The organism is Colwellia piezophila ATCC BAA-637 (genome assembly GCF_000378625.1).
GTDB classification, from domain to species: Bacteria; Pseudomonadota; Gammaproteobacteria; order Enterobacterales; family Alteromonadaceae; genus Colwellia; species Colwellia piezophila.
In genome coordinates this window covers 260,791-276,755 of the sequence record NZ_KB905165.1, presented here as the reverse complement: position 1 = coordinate 276,755, position 15,965 = coordinate 260,791, and the positions used below count along the sequence as shown (strand labels likewise).

The window sequence follows — 15,965 nt, the reverse complement described above, 5'->3', positions numbered from 1 at the left end:
CTTGATGTTTAAGTAAAAACAACAACTTACTGCTATTTAAGCTTTACACCTTAATATTGACTTGAAAGCCACTACTGCCCGTTGGCGCGGGAACATTATTTACATTTACTGATTGAATAAGCTGTAATACCATTTCACCCTCTAATTCTTGCTGGCTTTTAGCGACTGCTGCCGTGAGAAATTCAGCACCAGAGCTAGATTGTGCTGTAACAGAGTTATTTTGTCCTAAGCTGATAGACATAAATCCTACCCTTGTATATTAATTAGCAATAGACCTATATCGGAAGAGCGGTGAAAAACATAAGTGTTTTTCTGGGTTAATAATGCCAGTAGCAGACAGTGAAGTTCCATTAGCATTTGCTCTTGAGGGGTTTTAGCAAAAATTAGAGCACGACTTACCTATTATACCCGTTACCATTCAAGATGCATGTTTCAGAGTGCTTGAGCAATTTCAATTCAAGGCGCTGTGATGAAATAATGGTTGTTCAGGAGAATGTGCTCCTGCATTCTCTAATAGGCTACATCCATGTAGCGTCATTATAAGTACATAGCAACGATGAAGCGATGTTGCTCAAACGCTTCTCCGATGGGTTTAAAATGACTTTATACCGCGTTAAATAATTAAACCATAGAGTGACTATGCTTACATTATTTTCATTGCCTAAAGCCATTTTAATTCCCACTGAAATCCTGCACTCTGATTGGTAGCGGGTATATACCAACTTCATTAAATTCTTGCTCACTTGTGCTGGTTAAAATACGCCATGTCAGCGTTGCTCTCAAACACACACACCAGCTATTGCTCAATCGAGCACCTTGTCATAGAAATATCCTTTTTTTGTCATATTGCCGTCATAAAAAATGCGTATTGTTTTACCCAGTGAGTCAAAGCATTACGGCTTAAAACGAGCCTTATTCTGAGTGTATACCCAGCGACTTCAAGATGCAGGGCTTTACTTTTTACTTAATTATTTTTCACCGCGTCCAGTATTTAAAATTTGTTGTCTGAAATTAAAACAGCAACATGTTTGTTTCAGTCAATAAAATTTAGACGTATCATTTATTTGTTACAGGAAATTATAATGAAAATAGAGATAATCACCACGCCAAATGAAAAACTAAAAGAAACTGGATTTGGCAGTATTAATACTTGCCAGGGCATGTTGTCGGCAATAAGTGAAATGGGTCATGCAGTGCAAGTAACCGTCTGTAAAACAAAGGCTGATTTAGGTAATATCATCGCCAGAAAACCTGATTTAGTCGTTCTGGCTGTTAAATATATCCCTACCGATAATGACGGTGATATTTGGTTATCTGAATATTTCATGAGCTATAAAATGAACTTTACTGGTTCATTCAGGAATATATTAGAATTTGATTCAAATAAAGTACTGGCTAAAACAATCTTACAAAATAAGGGCATTGCTACCGCCAAATATTTCACCACGGTACCGGGTAAGCACCGCAGTGAAAATGAATTGCCTATTAAATTCCCTTTATTCTTGAAACCCATAGATGCAGCAAATGGCAATGGTATAGACGATTCATCATGGGTCAAAAATTTTTCAGAATTTGAAGCAAAAGTTTTATCACTATATGCGTTATTTTCTCAGCCTATACTGGTTGAAGAATATTTGGATGGTCGAGAATTTACAGTGGCTATAATAAATAAATCGGATGGCGAATTCATTGTTTCTGCCATTGAGATCATTCCACCGGAATCAAAAAATGGCCTAAGAATTTTAGGACTAAAGGTAAAACGTGATAATACCGAAGCACTTAAAAAGATTGAAAATATTGAAATATTAAATAAAATAAAGCAACTTGCTCTTAATTCATTTATTAACCTTGGCATAAGAGATTTTGCACGAATAGACATTAAAGCAAACAAAAATGGCGATTGTTTTTTTATGGAGGCTGATCTTGTTCCAGGCTTAACTCCAGATTCTAGTTATTTTCCAAAATCATGTGAAATAGAATTTGGTTTAAGCTACGATGAAGTAATTCAATTAATGTTAGATAATGCGCTTTACCGCGCTCAGTTATTCCCCACGATAAGCCATTTAACAACACCCCCAATAATGGCAGATCAGGTCTCAGGCTTTTAGTTGATAATCTCAGCTAAAGGGGATATTCATTATTGACTACTAAAAATAAAAAAGCGCATATTAATAAATAATATGCGCTTTTTTAATCACTTAGGTTTGCTAACTTATGCTTAGTTAAGTGAATTTATTTATGTGGTAAGCTAGGTACGGTAATACCTGACATTTCAAGCATCACTTGTACAACTTGACAGCTGTAACCAAACTCGTTGTCATACCAAACGTATAATACCGCGCGATCACCCTCAACAATTGTTGCTTGAGAGTCAACAACACCTGCATAACGTGAACCAACTAAATCGCTAGAAACGATTTCGCTAGATGCAGTGTAATCAATTTGATTTTGTAACGGCGAGTTTAATGACATATTACGTAAATAGTCATTTAACGCTGCTTTATCCGTCGATTTTTTCAGGTTCAAGTTCATGATAGCCATTGAAACATTTGGCGTTGGCACACGAATTGCGTTACCTGTTAATAAGCCTTTAAGCTCAGGTAATGCTTTAGCTACTGCTTTTGCTGCACCGGTAGTACTGATAACCATATTTAATGGTGCACTACGACCACGACGAGGCGCTGGATGGTAGTTATCAATCAGGTTTTGATCATTAGTATATGAATGGATAGTTTCAACATGACCATTGCGAATACCGTATTCATCGTTAATCGCTTTTAATACTGGTGTAATAGCATTAGTAGTACAACTTGCTGCTGAGATAATTTTATCTGAAGCTAAAATCATATCGTGGTTAACACCATAAACGATGTTTTTGATATCGCCTTTAGCAGGTGCAGTTAAGAGTACTTTAGCCACGCCTTTAGATTGTAAATGCTGACTTAAACCCTCTTCGTCAGTCCAGATACCTGTGTTATCAACAACTAAAGCGTTATTAATACCATATTCAGTGTAATCAACTTCAGATGGAGATTTTGCATAAATAACTTTGATAAAAGCACCGTTGGCTTTAATTACGTTATTTTCTTTATCGATAGTAATGCTGCCATTAAAAGCACCATGAACTGAATCACGACGTAGTAAACTTGCACGTTTTTCTAAATCGTCACCGCCTTTACTTGGGCGTAAAACAATTGCACGAAGGTTTAATAGTGTATTTGGTCCGGCACGCTCTATTAATAAACGCGCTAAAAGGCGACCAATGCGACCAAAACCGTAAAGAACAACGTCTTGGCTTTTTTGACCTGCGTTTTCGCGGCTTTCTACGGTTAACTCTTTATCTAGGTATTGTTCAATAGACAAGTCATTTGCTTTGCCTAGGTATAAATAGTTATAAGCAAGCTTACCTAAATCGATGCGAGCCGGTGCTAAGTCCATTTTATTAATTGCTTCAATAAAAGGGAAGCTTTCACGTAAACGCAATTTACTCTCTTCATGAAGAGCAACAGATTTATGTGCTTTGATAATATCAATAGGAGAAGCGTTTAAAAGCTGACGGCCATATACCAAAATTTCAATGCCTTTATTACGGTATAGCTGTCCAATAATTGGTTGCATATTTTCAGCGAACGTTTGACGCTCTTGCCAGCTTGCTTGATATTTTTCCTCAAGATGAGAAGTCATTACTTAAACCTTTTATTTCAGTCAATTGAACATTAGGCTATTATCATGCGATACTAAAAACGATAATAGCTAGTTGTGAGTATTTTTACAGGCGTATTGTAATTCAGTATGAAATATTTCTCTAGGGGTTACAAAAATCTTTTTGGTGTTTTAATTATTAATGATCGGAAACTAAACGAGTGAAAATACCTTCTTTGCCAAGATATTGGCTTCTCCCTATCGTACTATTTATCAGCGGCTGCGGTGATAATGTTAACTTAACGCAACTTTGTAAAGACAATCAACAAATATGTAACGAATTCCCTAAGGATAGTTGGTGTAAAAGCCAAAGAGTAGCCGTTATCTTAGGTAGGATTAAAGTAAAAAATGAAGGGCTTGAGATAGAGAAATATAACGTACTTGTGGGTTATGAAAAATACATCAAGTGCATGTCATTGGCTGCGCAAATTCAGCATATTAAGTTAAAAGGTAAAACGACACAGAGAAAAAATAATGTGTTGAAAGCGAAAGCCAATTTATCGTTATTAGTCGAGAAAACTGCAAGTTCAACACACCCTCACCTACTCTATTATCGTTGGTCTAGAGAGTTTGACGATCAGGCCTTAGCAAAACTGCTAGCGCTTGAGGGTAAAGCTATTTTAGATAATTCAACGGCTCAATATCATTTAGCTACTTACTATATAAAGCGTGATACCAAGAAAACGTTAGGCTTGTTATACCGTGCACTTGAGCTGCATCCGCCAGGTACAACGATAAACCCAGAAATATTGCAGTCACTGGTGACGATATACACAAAGAAAAAACAGTATAAACAGTCCTATATTTGGTTACGTACTTATCAGCTTTTATTAGGAGAGGATGATCCGAAAATTGAAACAAGTTTAAGTAACTATCAGCAAGCCAAGTCATTAGATGCTAACTTTCTTGATAAAGTCGCCAGTTCCACTTTAGATAAAATTGAAGCAGGGCAATTCACTAGCCCTACGTATTAATTTTGATTGGGATGTTTACTTCGCCTGAAAACTTAAACTAAGTGAGTTAACACAGAACCGTTTTCCGGTAGGTTTGGGGCCATCATCAAAAACATGGCCAAGATGAGACTGACAATTTTTGCACTGTATCTCTACCCGTTTCATACCATGAGTGTCGTCTGACAGGTAAGCCACGTTACTTGCTATTTCCTCAAAAAAACTGGGCCAACCACAGCCCGCGTCAAATTTACCGTCACTACTAAATAATGGTTGTTCACAGCAGGCACAGTGATATGTGCCTTGCTGCCAATGATCATTATAAATGCCACTAAAGGGTTGTTCCGTAGCGGCTAACCGGCATACTTTATAGGCATCCTCGGTTAATTTATTTTTATAATCATCATTATTGGTCATACTTTACCCTTATTCTTTAACTTTTAGGTATCAACTTGAATAGTTTCTCTAGCTTTTGTTGACCACTGCACGTGATATTTTTTACCCGATGGCTTATCTATGCGTTCAAACGTATGAGCACCAAAGAAGTCACGTTGACCTTGTAAAAGATTAGCAGGTAATGTTTCACTGCGCATTGAATCATAATAGGCAAGTGAGGTAGACAATGCACCTATAGGCACACCTTGCATAGTCGCATGGCAAATAGCTTTACGCCAGTTCAATTGACGGTCGTTTAATTGCTTAGCAAAAAAATCATCAAGCATTAAATTATCTAACGTTTCATCTCGCTGGTAAGCATCGGTAATTGACTGTAAAAATGCAGCTCGAATAATACAACCCGCACGCCAAATTTTAGCAATACTAGCGAAGTCTAACGTCCAACCATGTTCTTTTGCGGCAAGCTTCATTAACTGAAAGCCTTGAGCATAAGCACAAATTTTAGCGCAATACATCGCATCGTGTAATTGCGTAATGACTTGTTGTTTTTCTATTTCAGACAGTGCTGGTTGCTCAGGGCCGTCAAGCACCGTTGATGCTTGAGTTCTTAGTGTTTTAAATGATGAAATAGAGCGAGCATATACCGCTTGAGCAATAGTAGGAGCAGGACAACCTAGTTCTAAACTACTCATTGCGGTCCATAAACCCGTGCCTTTTTGTCCCGCTTTATCTAATATCAATTCAACCAGTGGCGTATTAGTATCGGAAGACTTATGACGTAAAACCTCAACCGATATCTCCATTAAGTAGCTATCTAATGGTCCATCGTTCCATTTTTCAAAAATATCGGCAATTTCATCACAGCTTAGATTTAGGCCTGATTTCAACACATGATAAGCTTCACAGATAATTTGCATATCGGCATACTCAATCCCGTTATGAACCATTTTAACATAGTGGCCAGCTCCTGCTGGACCTATATAAGCCGCACAAGGCTCACCGTCTGTGATGACTTGGCCTGGTTGAGTGCGAACCATTGGTTTACCCGTTTGGGCATCAACTTTAGCCGCTATTGCTTCCCAAATTGGTTTAACACGAGCCCAGGCATAGGGAGAGCCACTTGGCATTAATGACGGTCCAAAACGGGCACCCACTTCCCCACCCGAAACAGCTGAGGAGAAAAGTAAAAAATTACTTTTATATCTTTTTTCTCGCTCGACGGTATCAGTCCACAAACTATTGCCGGTATCGATAATAATATCATCGGGTTGAATGCCCGCACCAATAAGGTTTTCACAGACCTGATCAACCGGCGCACCAGCAGGAACACTGAGTACAATAAGGTGGGGTGCTTTAAGTTGTGATAACAATTCAGTATAAGAAGAGCAACCATATACACGTGGAGTATTTGTAGTATTCTCCGATTCATCCTGAGCAATAACCGCTTGTACTTTGTCATCACTCAAATCAAATGCAGCGATATTAAAGCCATTATCAGCTAAATTAAGTACTAGATTTTTACCCATAACACCTAGGCCAATAAAGCCGATATCACACAATAGCTTTTGTTGTGTCATCAATATTCTTCCTATGTCAAATAAGCGCGTAGTTTACCACTAGCTACTATTCTGCAAAATTTTGCGCATTCTACCATGCTATTTAAAATTGTATTGTACAAAATATACAAATAATTAAGGTAAAGGTAAACAATTTAGTAATTTAAGCAAAAAAATAATTGAAAACATGAAATATTACGACACAAAATCAATCTTTTTCTTGTATTTTCGTCAAAATGGTGTAATTTTACTACATAATGTATTTAAGGGGTTCCCATGAAAATTAAAGTTGGTATTAATGGTTTTGGTCGTATTGGCCGTTTTGTATTTAGAGCAGCAGCAGATCGTGATGATATTGAAGTTGTTGGTATCAATGATTTAATGGATATTGAATACATGGCTTACATGTTAAAATACGATTCCACACATGGTCGATTTAATGGCACTGTTGATGTAGTCGATGGCCAACTCATTGTTAATGGTAAGGCGATACGTGTAACTGCTGAACGTAATCCTGAAAATTTAAAATGGGATGATATTGATGTCGATACTGTTGTGGAATCAACAGGTTTATTTCTTACCGATGAGACGGCTCGTAAACACATCACTGCCGGTGCTAAGCAAGTTGTGCTAAGCGCCCCTTCAAAAGATGATACACCTATGTTTGTTTGTGGTGTTAACTTAGACAAGTATGACGGCGAAGATATTGTTTCAAATGCGTCTTGTACTACTAACTGTCTTGCTCCTATCGCTAAAGTATTAAATGATAACTGGGGTATTGAAAATGGTTTGATGACTACAATCCATGCGACAACAGCAACACAGAAAACGGTTGATAGTCCATCGACTAAAGATTGGCGTGGCGGACGTGGTGCAGGACAAAATATCATTCCTTCCTCTACCGGTGCAGCCAAAGCTGTTGGTAAAGTTATTCCAGAATTGAATGGTAAATTAACAGGTATGGCATTCCGCGTACCAACCCCAGATGTATCAGTGGTTGATTTAACCGTTAACTTGAAAAATCCAGCTACTTACGCTGAAATTTGTCAAGCGATGAGCGCAGCGGCTGAAGGTGAATTAAATGGAATTTTAGATTACACTGAAGATGCTGTTGTTTCAAATGACTTTATCGGCGAAACATGTACTTCTGTGTTTGATGCTACAGCAGGTATCTCACTAACAGATACTTTCGTTAAAGTGGTTTCTTGGTATGATAATGAGATTGGCTATTCGAGTAAGGTGCTAGATCTTGTTGTCTTTATCAACAAGTATGAAAAGTAAGCAACCGCTTTTATAACAACTGGTATATAAGCTAAAAAGCTAGGTCAGCAATGGCCTAGCTTTTTTTGGTCTGCACCTTTTAAAACAAAAGGATTTAATGACTATTTAACGAATCGAGGCATTAATTTGCTGTAATACAAGTTGAGGGTCAGCAGCTTTAGTAATGGGACGGCCAATGACCAAATAATCTACGCCAACATCTATTGCTTGCTTGGGTGTCATAATGCGGTTCTGATCATCTTGTGCTGAGCCCGCAGGTCTTATACCTGGCGTGATCAATTTGAATTCTTTTCCTAAATCTCTCTTCAATTGTTCCGCTTCCCAAGCCGAACAAACTACGCCATCTAAGCCACATCGTTTTGTTAAACTGGCTAAAAAGTCTACTTGCTCGGCAGGTGTTTTATGAATACCTAAGCCACGTAAATCAGCTTCATTCATACTAGTTAGTACGGTAACAGCAATCAACAGTGGTGCCTCTTCACCATATCTATCTATGGCTTCTTTTGCTTTAGACATCATTTGACTGCCACCGCTTGCATGGACATTTACCATCCAAACACCTAAGTCTGCAGCCGCCGTAACGGCTTTTGCTACTGTGTTAGGAATGTCATGAAATTTCAAATCGAGAAAAACGTCAAAACCTTTACCGGTGAGTTGCTTAACAAACTCAGGACCGAAATAGGTAAACATCTCTTTACCTACTTTCAAGCGAGCATCTGTCGGTTGAATCTTATCAACAAAAGATAAGGCATCTTGTTTTTTATCAAAGTCTAAGGCGACAACTACTTTTGGATCGTTCATAGGGTTTCCTATTTTTAAAACAATAGATTCCCGATATCTCTTCACATGGAAAGTTCGGGAATGACAATAAGTTTAGTATTAGTATTTAAATCAAGCTAGTTATTAAAACTAATAATGATTCGTTTCAACGTTGTAAAGTGCAAGAGCAAAGAGAAAGCACGGAGCTGACGATAGTCAGTGAGTACTTTCGATGTAGCTCTAGTGTTTTACAACAAAGAAAGGGATTATTATTCCCCTTCGAGGCCACGAACGGGCTTGAGCTGTTCCCACTCATGACATGACGGACAAGACCAATAATGAATTTGGCTATTAAAACCACAACTACGGCAACTATACCTGTGTTTGATTTTTAAATATTCACCAATTAACTCTTTAATCAAATCTAAACTAGCATTGCTAACATCATCAGCTTGTGTCATTTGCATATTAACAAAATGTTCAAAGCCTCTAATTGTAGGTCTTCTCTTAAGCGCTGACACCATAAACTCAAGCGCTTTTTTCTTACCGTGCTTGTTTTCAACGTGACTCAAATAACAAATTAAAGCGCCTGAGCCAGCCGTTTCATCATAAACCTTTTTAATAAAGCTATAGAATTGGTCAAGTTCATCTAAACGAGTATAACAAGCAAGCATTTGTTCAATAACATCCGGGAAAAACTCATTATCCTGCTTATAGATTGCCTGGTAACATTTTGCCGCTAATTCACACTGCTGATGATTTTCATAAATTTTGGCCATTAACCAATTTGCACGACATGAGTTAGGGTCAAGGATAAGTGCTTGCTCTAATAGTTCAATCACTGCTATAAATTCATCTTGCTCAAAAGCAGTCGTCGCTAGTTCACAGTAGAAATTAGCTAAGGTATGTAATATACGTTTATCGTTATGTTTTACAATAAGCTTTTGGCGATCGATGCCATGCTGCCAATCTTTAGTCGATTGAAATATTTTTAATAGATATGACAAAGATTTCAAGCCATAATCTTTCGATTTTAACAACTTGGTAAACATGGTTTCCGCGCGATCGTATAAACCAGCACTTAAAAAGTCTTTACCTAACTCAAACACAGCTTGTTGTTTATCTTTGGTTGGTAGGTGAGTGAGTCTAACTAGGTGCTCATGCACTTTTAGTGCTCGGTCTAACTCGCCACGTTTGCGAAATAAGTTAGCCATGGCAAAATGGGCTTCGACACTATCGTCTTCAACTTTTAACGCATCAAGCAGGGAATCGATGGCTTTATCTTGCTGATTAGATAATAAGTAATTGAGCCCGGTTGAATACTTTATCGATAAGTCTTGCTTTGCCGTTTGTTGGTTTTGTTTGATGCTGTTACGCCCCATAAACCAACCATAAGCCATGGCAACGGGTAATAATAAAAAGAGTAGTTCAATCATTAGTGCTCTTGGGGAATGTTGTAAAGAGAAGTTAGAAAGCCTAGTGTTACCTTAGATAACACTAGGTTTCTAGTGATTTATTTTTCGCGAGTACTTTCTTACTTTTTCGCACTATACGCCAAGCGATGGTAACCAAGAGTCCTAAAAAAAACCCTAGGGCTGTAAATAAGCTTATAGCGGCTGCAACCGTCATCTCTGTACGCGCAATCAAGTAATTTAAAGTCAGTACCTGCTCGTTCTGACTACCGAATATAAAAGCAACGGCAAGTAAAACTAAGATAAAAAAGGATATTATATATAATCGCACTATCATCAGCCTTATTATATTTGCCAAAAAAAAACGGCATGGGTAACATGCCGTTTATTATCTAATTTTTTAGTTAGCTTTGCAATTTATGCCACAGAAAGATTAACTCTTTCACGTAACTCTTTCCCTGGCTTAAAGTGGGGGACGTATTTGCCACTCAATTCAACTGATTCACCCGTTTTAGGGTTTCTGCCAACTCTTGGAGCACGATAGTGCAGTGAAAAACTTCCAAAACCTCGAATTTCAATACGCTCACCTTTTGATAAGGAGTGCGCCATTAATTCTAAGATTTCTTTTATCGATTTTTCCACTTCTTTCGCGGATAAATGACTTAATTTATCGGATAATTTTTCAATAAGTTCTGACTTAGTCATTCTAGACCTCACAGTATTTACCTAGCACCGCTCAATCTTATTCATTTGAATAAAACTGGCTCCGCCGATGGCGTTAAAAATAAGAAAAGAGTATCACCACTAAAGTGATAAATACTCTTTTCACTTGCTGTTAAAATAACAGCATCATTGCAAAGTAAAACTAGTTCCGGTTAAGGAATATTAGTTTTTAGCGTTTTTAAACGCTGCAGCCATAGCACTTAAACCAGTTTCTTCAACTTGGTTTAGGTTATCCATTGCTTCACGTTCATCAGCTTGGTCTTTCGCTTTGATAGATAAGCTAATAGTACGGTTCTTACGATCCACACCCATAAACTTAGCTTCAACGTCGTCACCAACTTTTAATACTGCAGATGCATCTTCGATACGTTCTACAGAAATGTCGCTAACACGTAAGTAACCGAAAACAGTTTCAGCTAGCTCAATTGTAGCGCCTTTAGCATCAACTTCAGTTACTTTACCAGTAACAATAGCACCTTTTTTCTTATCTGTCAGATACATATTGAACGGGTCGTCTTCAGCTTGCTTAACACCTAACGAGATACGCTCACGTTCTGGGTCAACTTGAAGTACGATTGCGTCGATTTCGTCGCCTTTCTTATAATCACGAACAGCTTCTTCACCGCCAGCCCATGAAATATCAGATAAGTGAACTAAACCGTCGATGCCGCCGTCAAGACCGATGAAGATACCAAAGTCAGTAATAGACTTGATCTTACCTGATACTTTATCGCCTTTGTTGAAGTTCTTAGCGAACTCTTCCCAAGGGTTAGCAATACACTGTTTAAGACCTAAAGAAATACGACGACGTTCTTCGTCAATTTCTAATACTAGAACTTCAACTGTGTCACCTAAGTTAACAACTTTAGATGGGTGGATGTTTTTGTTAGTCCAATCCATTTCAGAAACGTGAACTAAACCTTCAACGCCTTCTTGGATTTCAACGAAACAACCGTAATCAGTTAAGTTAGTTACGCGACCAGAAAGTTTAGAACCTTCTGGGTAACGGTTAGCAATTGCTACCCATGGATCTTCGCCTAACTGCTTCATACCTAGAGATACACGAGTACGCTCACGGTCGAATTTCAATACTTTAACTTGAATTTCATCGCCAACATTTACGATTTCACTTGGGTGCTTAACACGTTTCCAAGCCATATCTGTGATATGTAATAAACCATCAATGCCGCCTAAATCAACGAATGCGCCGTAGTCAGTAAGGTTCTTAACGATACCTTTAACTTCTTGGCCTTCCGCTAATGATTCAAGTAATTCATCACGTTCTGCACTGCCTTCAGCTTCAATTACAGCACGACGTGAAACAACTACGTTATTACGCTTTTGATCAAGCTTAATAACTTTGAATTCTAAATCTTTACCTTCAAGGTGAGCAGTGTCACGTACTGGACGAACATCTACTAATGAACCTGGTAAGAAAGCACGGATATTGCTAACTTCAACAGTGAAACCACCTTTAACTTTACCGTTGATAACACCGATAACAGTTTCTTTTTCTTCGTATGCTTTTTCAAGCACTTGCCATGCTTCGTGACGTTTAGCTTTTTCACGAGAAAGGATAGTTTCACCGAAACCATCATCTGTTGCATCTAAGGCTACGTCAATTTCATCACCAACAACTACTTCGATTTCACCAGCAGCGTTTTTAAATTGATCAATTGAGATAACACTCTCAGACTTAAGGCCAGCATCAACAATTACATTGTCTTTGTTTATGGCTACGATTGTACCCTTGATGATTGAACCAGGGCGTGTTTCGATTTCTTTTAAACTTTCTTCAAAAAGTTCTGCAAAATTTTCCATCATAACTTGTAATAACTCAGCTATTAATCCAGTCAACGTCATTGTTTCATGGGGTGGTTAAGTATGCCCAGTGCATCCATACAGTAGGCTTTCAAATAAAAGTTCTTTAATGCTAGCAGGTATTAGTGATTTAGCTACCATAAAGCTGTGTATTGCGTTTACATTACGTTAATTTGCCATTGGCAAACATAAGGATTTCATTGACCACTTCCGTAATAGAAATGTCCGTAGAATCAATAGTTAACGCACCCTCTGCTGGGATAAGTGGAGCAACCTTACGGTTTTGATCTCGCTCATCTCGCTGACGTATGTCATCCAAAAGGCGCACGATATTAACATCAATTCCCTTTTCTTTCAACTGATTAAAACGTCTTTGTGCACGTTCTTCTGCGCTTGCAGTTAAAAATATTTTAACTTTGGCTTGTGGGAAAACAACTGTGCCCATGTCTCGTCCATCAGCGATTAAGCCAGGGTTAACACTAAAAGCGCGCTGTCTACGTAACAATGCTTCTCTAACGCGCGGGAAAGCAGCTACTTTTGAGGCTAATTCACCAATTTCTTCCGTGCGGATAATATCGGTAACATTCTCACCTTCTAAAATAACGCTTGCTTCACCTTGGCTATTGATTTCAAATTGCACATCTAAATGAGCGGCTATAGGTACAAGCGCCTCTTCATCATCTAAGGCAAGTTGATGGTGTTGAATTGCCACCGCTAATACGCGATATATGGCGCCACTATCAAGTAGGTGCCATCCTAATTGATCCGCAACTATCCTAGCAACGGTTCCTTTACCTGCGCCACTTGGGCCATCAATGGTAATAACTGGTGTGCTTTCCTGCATAATTTTTTTCCTAACATCGAAAATCGGCGGAATTATACGGGATTAGCAGCAGAAAATCCCGTAAAAGAATTATTCTGTAACAGAATTAACAAGATACTTGCGCTAACTTATCAAAATAATCAGGAAATGTTTTAGCCGTACACTTAGGATCATTAATAGTCACTGGTGTATCGCCCAAAGCAACAAGAGAAAAACACATCGCTATTCTATGGTCGTTGTAGGTATCAATTTCTGCATGTTTTAGTGATTTTGGTGGTGTAATTGAAATGAAATCTTCACCTTCAATCACCTCGGCACCCACTTTTCTTAACTCTGTTGCCATGGCGTATAAACGATCGGTTTCTTTTACGCGCCAGTTATAAATATTTCTAATGGTTGTGGTACCTGTAGCAAATAGTGCAGTGGTTGCTATGGTCATTGCGGCATCAGGGATATGATTCATGTCCATATCAACCGCTGTTAACGGCTTACCCACGACCGTAATTGACTCATCCTGCCAATGCACTTCTGCGCCCATTTTTTCAAGCACATCAGCAAAGTGTTTATCTCCTTGCACACTCAACTTACCAACGCCATGCACGGTAATTTCGCCACCTTTAATAGCACCTGCGGCTAAGAAGTATGAGGCAGACGATGCATCGCCTTCAACCATATACTTATCGAGTGCTTGATATGACTGGTTTGCTTTAATACAGAAAGATTTGTAGTCATTATTTTCTACATCAACACCAAACTTACGCATAATATCAAGCGTTATATCAATATAAGGTTTGGAAACTAACTCACCTTCAATCTCTATATTGGTATCTGTTGCTAACATTGGCGCAATCATTAATATTGCCGTTAAAAATTGACTCGATATAGAGCCATCAATGGTCACTGTATTACCAGTTAACGCTTTTCCTTTAATTCTTACTGGTGGGTAATCTTTGTTTTCTAAGTATTCTATATCAGCGTTTAGTTGTATTAAGGCATCAACTAAATGACCAATCGGTCGCTCTTTCATTCTTGGTTCGCCAGTTAAGATGTATTCACCTTCACTCGCTGCAAGTGCGGCACACAAAGGTCGCATCGCCGTACCCGCATTACCTAGATATAACTCCAATGGCTCTTGGTTTTTAAAAAAACCATTATTGCCAACCACAGTACATTCTCTTCCACAGTCACTTAACGTATATTCAATACCAAGGCTTTTTAATGCCTTTAGCATATAGTTAATGTCATCACTCACTAATAAATTAGTGATTTTAGTTGTACCTTTAGCTAACGCCGCGATTAGCAATGCGCGATTAGATAAACTTTTAGAGCCGGGTAAAAAAATCTCGCCATTAATTTTATTTATTGGCTTTATTGTTAATTGCTCCACGCTAACGATTCCTCTTTTCAAATTGTTGCATAAACTCAATGAGTGCCTGTACACCTTCAAGCGGCATGGCGTTATAAATGCTTGCACGCATACCACCAACAATTCGATGTCCCTCCAAGGCTGTTAACCCTGTTTTTTCAGCTTCTTCTAAAAACTTTTCATTTAAGCTCTCATCTTTTAGCCAAAAGGGAATATTCATTTTACTGCGGTATTGGCTTTGAATGTGATTAGAGTAGAGTTCGCTGTTATCAATCGCTTGATAGAGTATTTCTGCTTTAGCTTGGTTCACCTTAGCAATGGCTTTAACCCCACCTAATTCTTTAAGCCATTCAAAGACTAGACCAGCAAGGTACCAAGCATACGTTGGCGGGGTGTTATACATAGAGTCATTATCTGCAGCCGTTTTATAATTCATAATACACGGCGTTGCAATTTGAGCTTGACCTAATAAGTCTTCTCTAACAATAACGATAGTTAACCCTGACGGGCCGATATTTTTTTGGGCTCCAGCATAGATTAAACCAAATTTACTAACATCTATTTCATGGGATAAAATAGTTGAAGACATATCAGCAACTATAGGCACCCCATTGGTTTCTGGAATCGTATTTATTTCGAGACCATTGACAGTTTCGTTAGGGCAATAGTGAACGTAAGCAGCTTCTGGATTAAGCGGCCAATCAGAGCTGTCTAACAGGCTTGAGCTATTATCAGTGTCTTGATTAATTTCAATGACATTAATTTCACCAAAATTCTTTGCTTCTGCAACCGCAGCTTTAGACCATGAACCTGAAACGATATAATCAGCAGACTTACCTTGAGGTAATAAATTGAGCGGCACTGCAGAGAATTGACCTCGTCCACCACCATGGCAAAACAACACTTTATAATTGTCGGGAATTGACATTAATTCACGTAAATCTACTTCAGCCTTTTTAGCCATAGCCTTGTAAATTCCACTACGATGACTTAGTTCCATTACAGAGCTACCTGTGCCCTGCCAATTGATAAACTCTTGCTGTGCTTTAGCCATGACAGGTTTCGGTAACATGGCAGGGCCGGCACAAAAATTAAAAACTTCTGACATAATCTTTCCTACATTCTTGCTGCTATTTGAAATAGTATTTCACTAATGCTGCTTACTAATAAAATCTC

Annotated in this window: 15 protein-coding genes; 3 read left to right on the top strand and 12 right to left on the bottom strand. The window is 38.4% G+C overall.

The genetic code is table 11. The features are described 5' to 3' along the window. Positions 1–43 precede the first annotated feature (43 nt). Complete coding sequence (locus F580_RS0111760; RefSeq protein WP_019027933.1) at positions 44–241, bottom strand: hypothetical protein; 198 nt, start codon at positions 239–241, stop codon at positions 44–46. Positions 242–1,082: 841 nt separating this feature from the next. On the opposite strand from F580_RS0111760, the gene F580_RS0111755 reads away from it, so the two are divergent. Next, positions 1,083–2,108 (top strand): D-alanine--D-alanine ligase family protein, encoded by a 1,026-nt coding sequence (locus F580_RS0111755; protein ID WP_019027932.1) that lies wholly within the window; start codon positions 1,083–1,085, stop codon positions 2,106–2,108. Positions 2,109–2,232: 124 nt separating this feature from the next. Here the strand turns inward: F580_RS0111755 and F580_RS0111750 are convergent, their stop codons facing one another. Next, a complete protein-coding gene (locus tag F580_RS0111750; RefSeq protein ID WP_019027931.1) occupies positions 2,233–3,684 on the bottom strand; it encodes a glyceraldehyde-3-phosphate dehydrogenase in 1,452 nt (483 codons plus the stop codon). 179 nt (positions 3,685–3,863) lie between these two features. Here F580_RS0111750 and F580_RS0111745 point away from each other — a divergent pair, with 179 nt between their 5' ends. Continuing rightward, positions 3,864–4,676, top strand: a complete 813-nt coding sequence (locus tag F580_RS0111745; protein WP_019027930.1) for a DUF2989 domain-containing protein — start codon at positions 3,864–3,866, stop codon at positions 4,674–4,676. 15 nt (positions 4,677–4,691) lie between these two features. On the opposite strand, the gene msrB is transcribed toward F580_RS0111745, so the two are convergent. Together msrB and gndA are read right to left on the bottom strand one after the other, a co-directional pair. Next, positions 4,692–5,069 (bottom strand): peptide-methionine (R)-S-oxide reductase MsrB, encoded by a 378-nt coding sequence (gene msrB, locus F580_RS0111740; protein ID WP_019027929.1) that lies wholly within the window; start codon positions 5,067–5,069, stop codon positions 4,692–4,694. 23 nt (positions 5,070–5,092) lie between these two features. Then, the gene (gene gndA, locus F580_RS0111735; protein ID WP_019027928.1) at positions 5,093–6,625 is read right to left on the bottom strand and encodes an NADP-dependent phosphogluconate dehydrogenase; all 1,533 of its coding nucleotides are present in this window, start codon (positions 6,623–6,625) and stop codon (positions 5,093–5,095) included. Between the two features lie 255 nt (positions 6,626–6,880). Here gndA and gap point away from each other — a divergent pair, with 255 nt between their 5' ends. Then, a complete protein-coding gene (gap, locus tag F580_RS0111730; protein WP_019027927.1) occupies positions 6,881–7,885 on the top strand; it encodes a type I glyceraldehyde-3-phosphate dehydrogenase in 1,005 nt (334 codons plus the stop codon). 105 nt (positions 7,886–7,990) lie between these two features. Here the strand turns inward: gap and pyrF are convergent, their stop codons facing one another. The 8 genes from pyrF to serC all read right to left on the bottom strand — a co-directional run bounded on the left by pyrF (position 7,991) and on the right by serC (position 15,897). Continuing rightward, positions 7,991–8,686 carry an orotidine-5'-phosphate decarboxylase gene (gene pyrF, locus F580_RS0111725; RefSeq protein WP_019027926.1) on the bottom strand — a complete coding sequence of 232 codons (696 nt, stop codon included), beginning with the start codon at positions 8,684–8,686 and terminating at the stop codon, positions 7,991–7,993. 227 nt (positions 8,687–8,913) lie between these two features. Next, positions 8,914–10,080 (bottom strand): lipopolysaccharide assembly protein LapB, encoded by a 1,167-nt coding sequence (gene lapB, locus F580_RS0111720; RefSeq protein ID WP_019027925.1) that lies wholly within the window; start codon positions 10,078–10,080, stop codon positions 8,914–8,916. Positions 10,081–10,141: 61 nt separating this feature from the next. After that, positions 10,142–10,393, bottom strand: a complete 252-nt coding sequence (locus tag F580_RS0111715; RefSeq protein ID WP_040357170.1) for a lipopolysaccharide assembly protein LapA domain-containing protein — start codon at positions 10,391–10,393, stop codon at positions 10,142–10,144. 80 nt (positions 10,394–10,473) lie between these two features. Further along, entirely contained in the window at positions 10,474–10,761 is a 288-nt protein-coding gene (gene ihfB, locus F580_RS0111710; RefSeq protein ID WP_019027923.1) for an integration host factor subunit beta, read from the bottom strand. Between the two features lie 180 nt (positions 10,762–10,941). Beyond that, positions 10,942–12,603 (bottom strand): 30S ribosomal protein S1, encoded by a 1,662-nt coding sequence (rpsA, locus tag F580_RS0111705; RefSeq protein WP_157443094.1) that lies wholly within the window; start codon positions 12,601–12,603, stop codon positions 10,942–10,944. Between the two features lie 160 nt (positions 12,604–12,763). Continuing rightward, positions 12,764–13,444 carry a (d)CMP kinase gene (cmk, locus tag F580_RS0111700; protein WP_019027921.1) on the bottom strand — a complete coding sequence of 227 codons (681 nt, stop codon included), beginning with the start codon at positions 13,442–13,444 and terminating at the stop codon, positions 12,764–12,766. 85 nt (positions 13,445–13,529) lie between these two features. After that, positions 13,530–14,810, bottom strand: a complete 1,281-nt coding sequence (gene aroA, locus F580_RS0111695; protein ID WP_019027920.1) for a 3-phosphoshikimate 1-carboxyvinyltransferase — start codon at positions 14,808–14,810, stop codon at positions 13,530–13,532. Position 14,811: 1 nt separating this feature from the next. Further along, the gene (serC, locus tag F580_RS0111690; RefSeq protein ID WP_019027919.1) at positions 14,812–15,897 is read right to left on the bottom strand and encodes a 3-phosphoserine/phosphohydroxythreonine transaminase; all 1,086 of its coding nucleotides are present in this window, start codon (positions 15,895–15,897) and stop codon (positions 14,812–14,814) included. Positions 15,898–15,965: the final 68 nt, after the last annotated feature.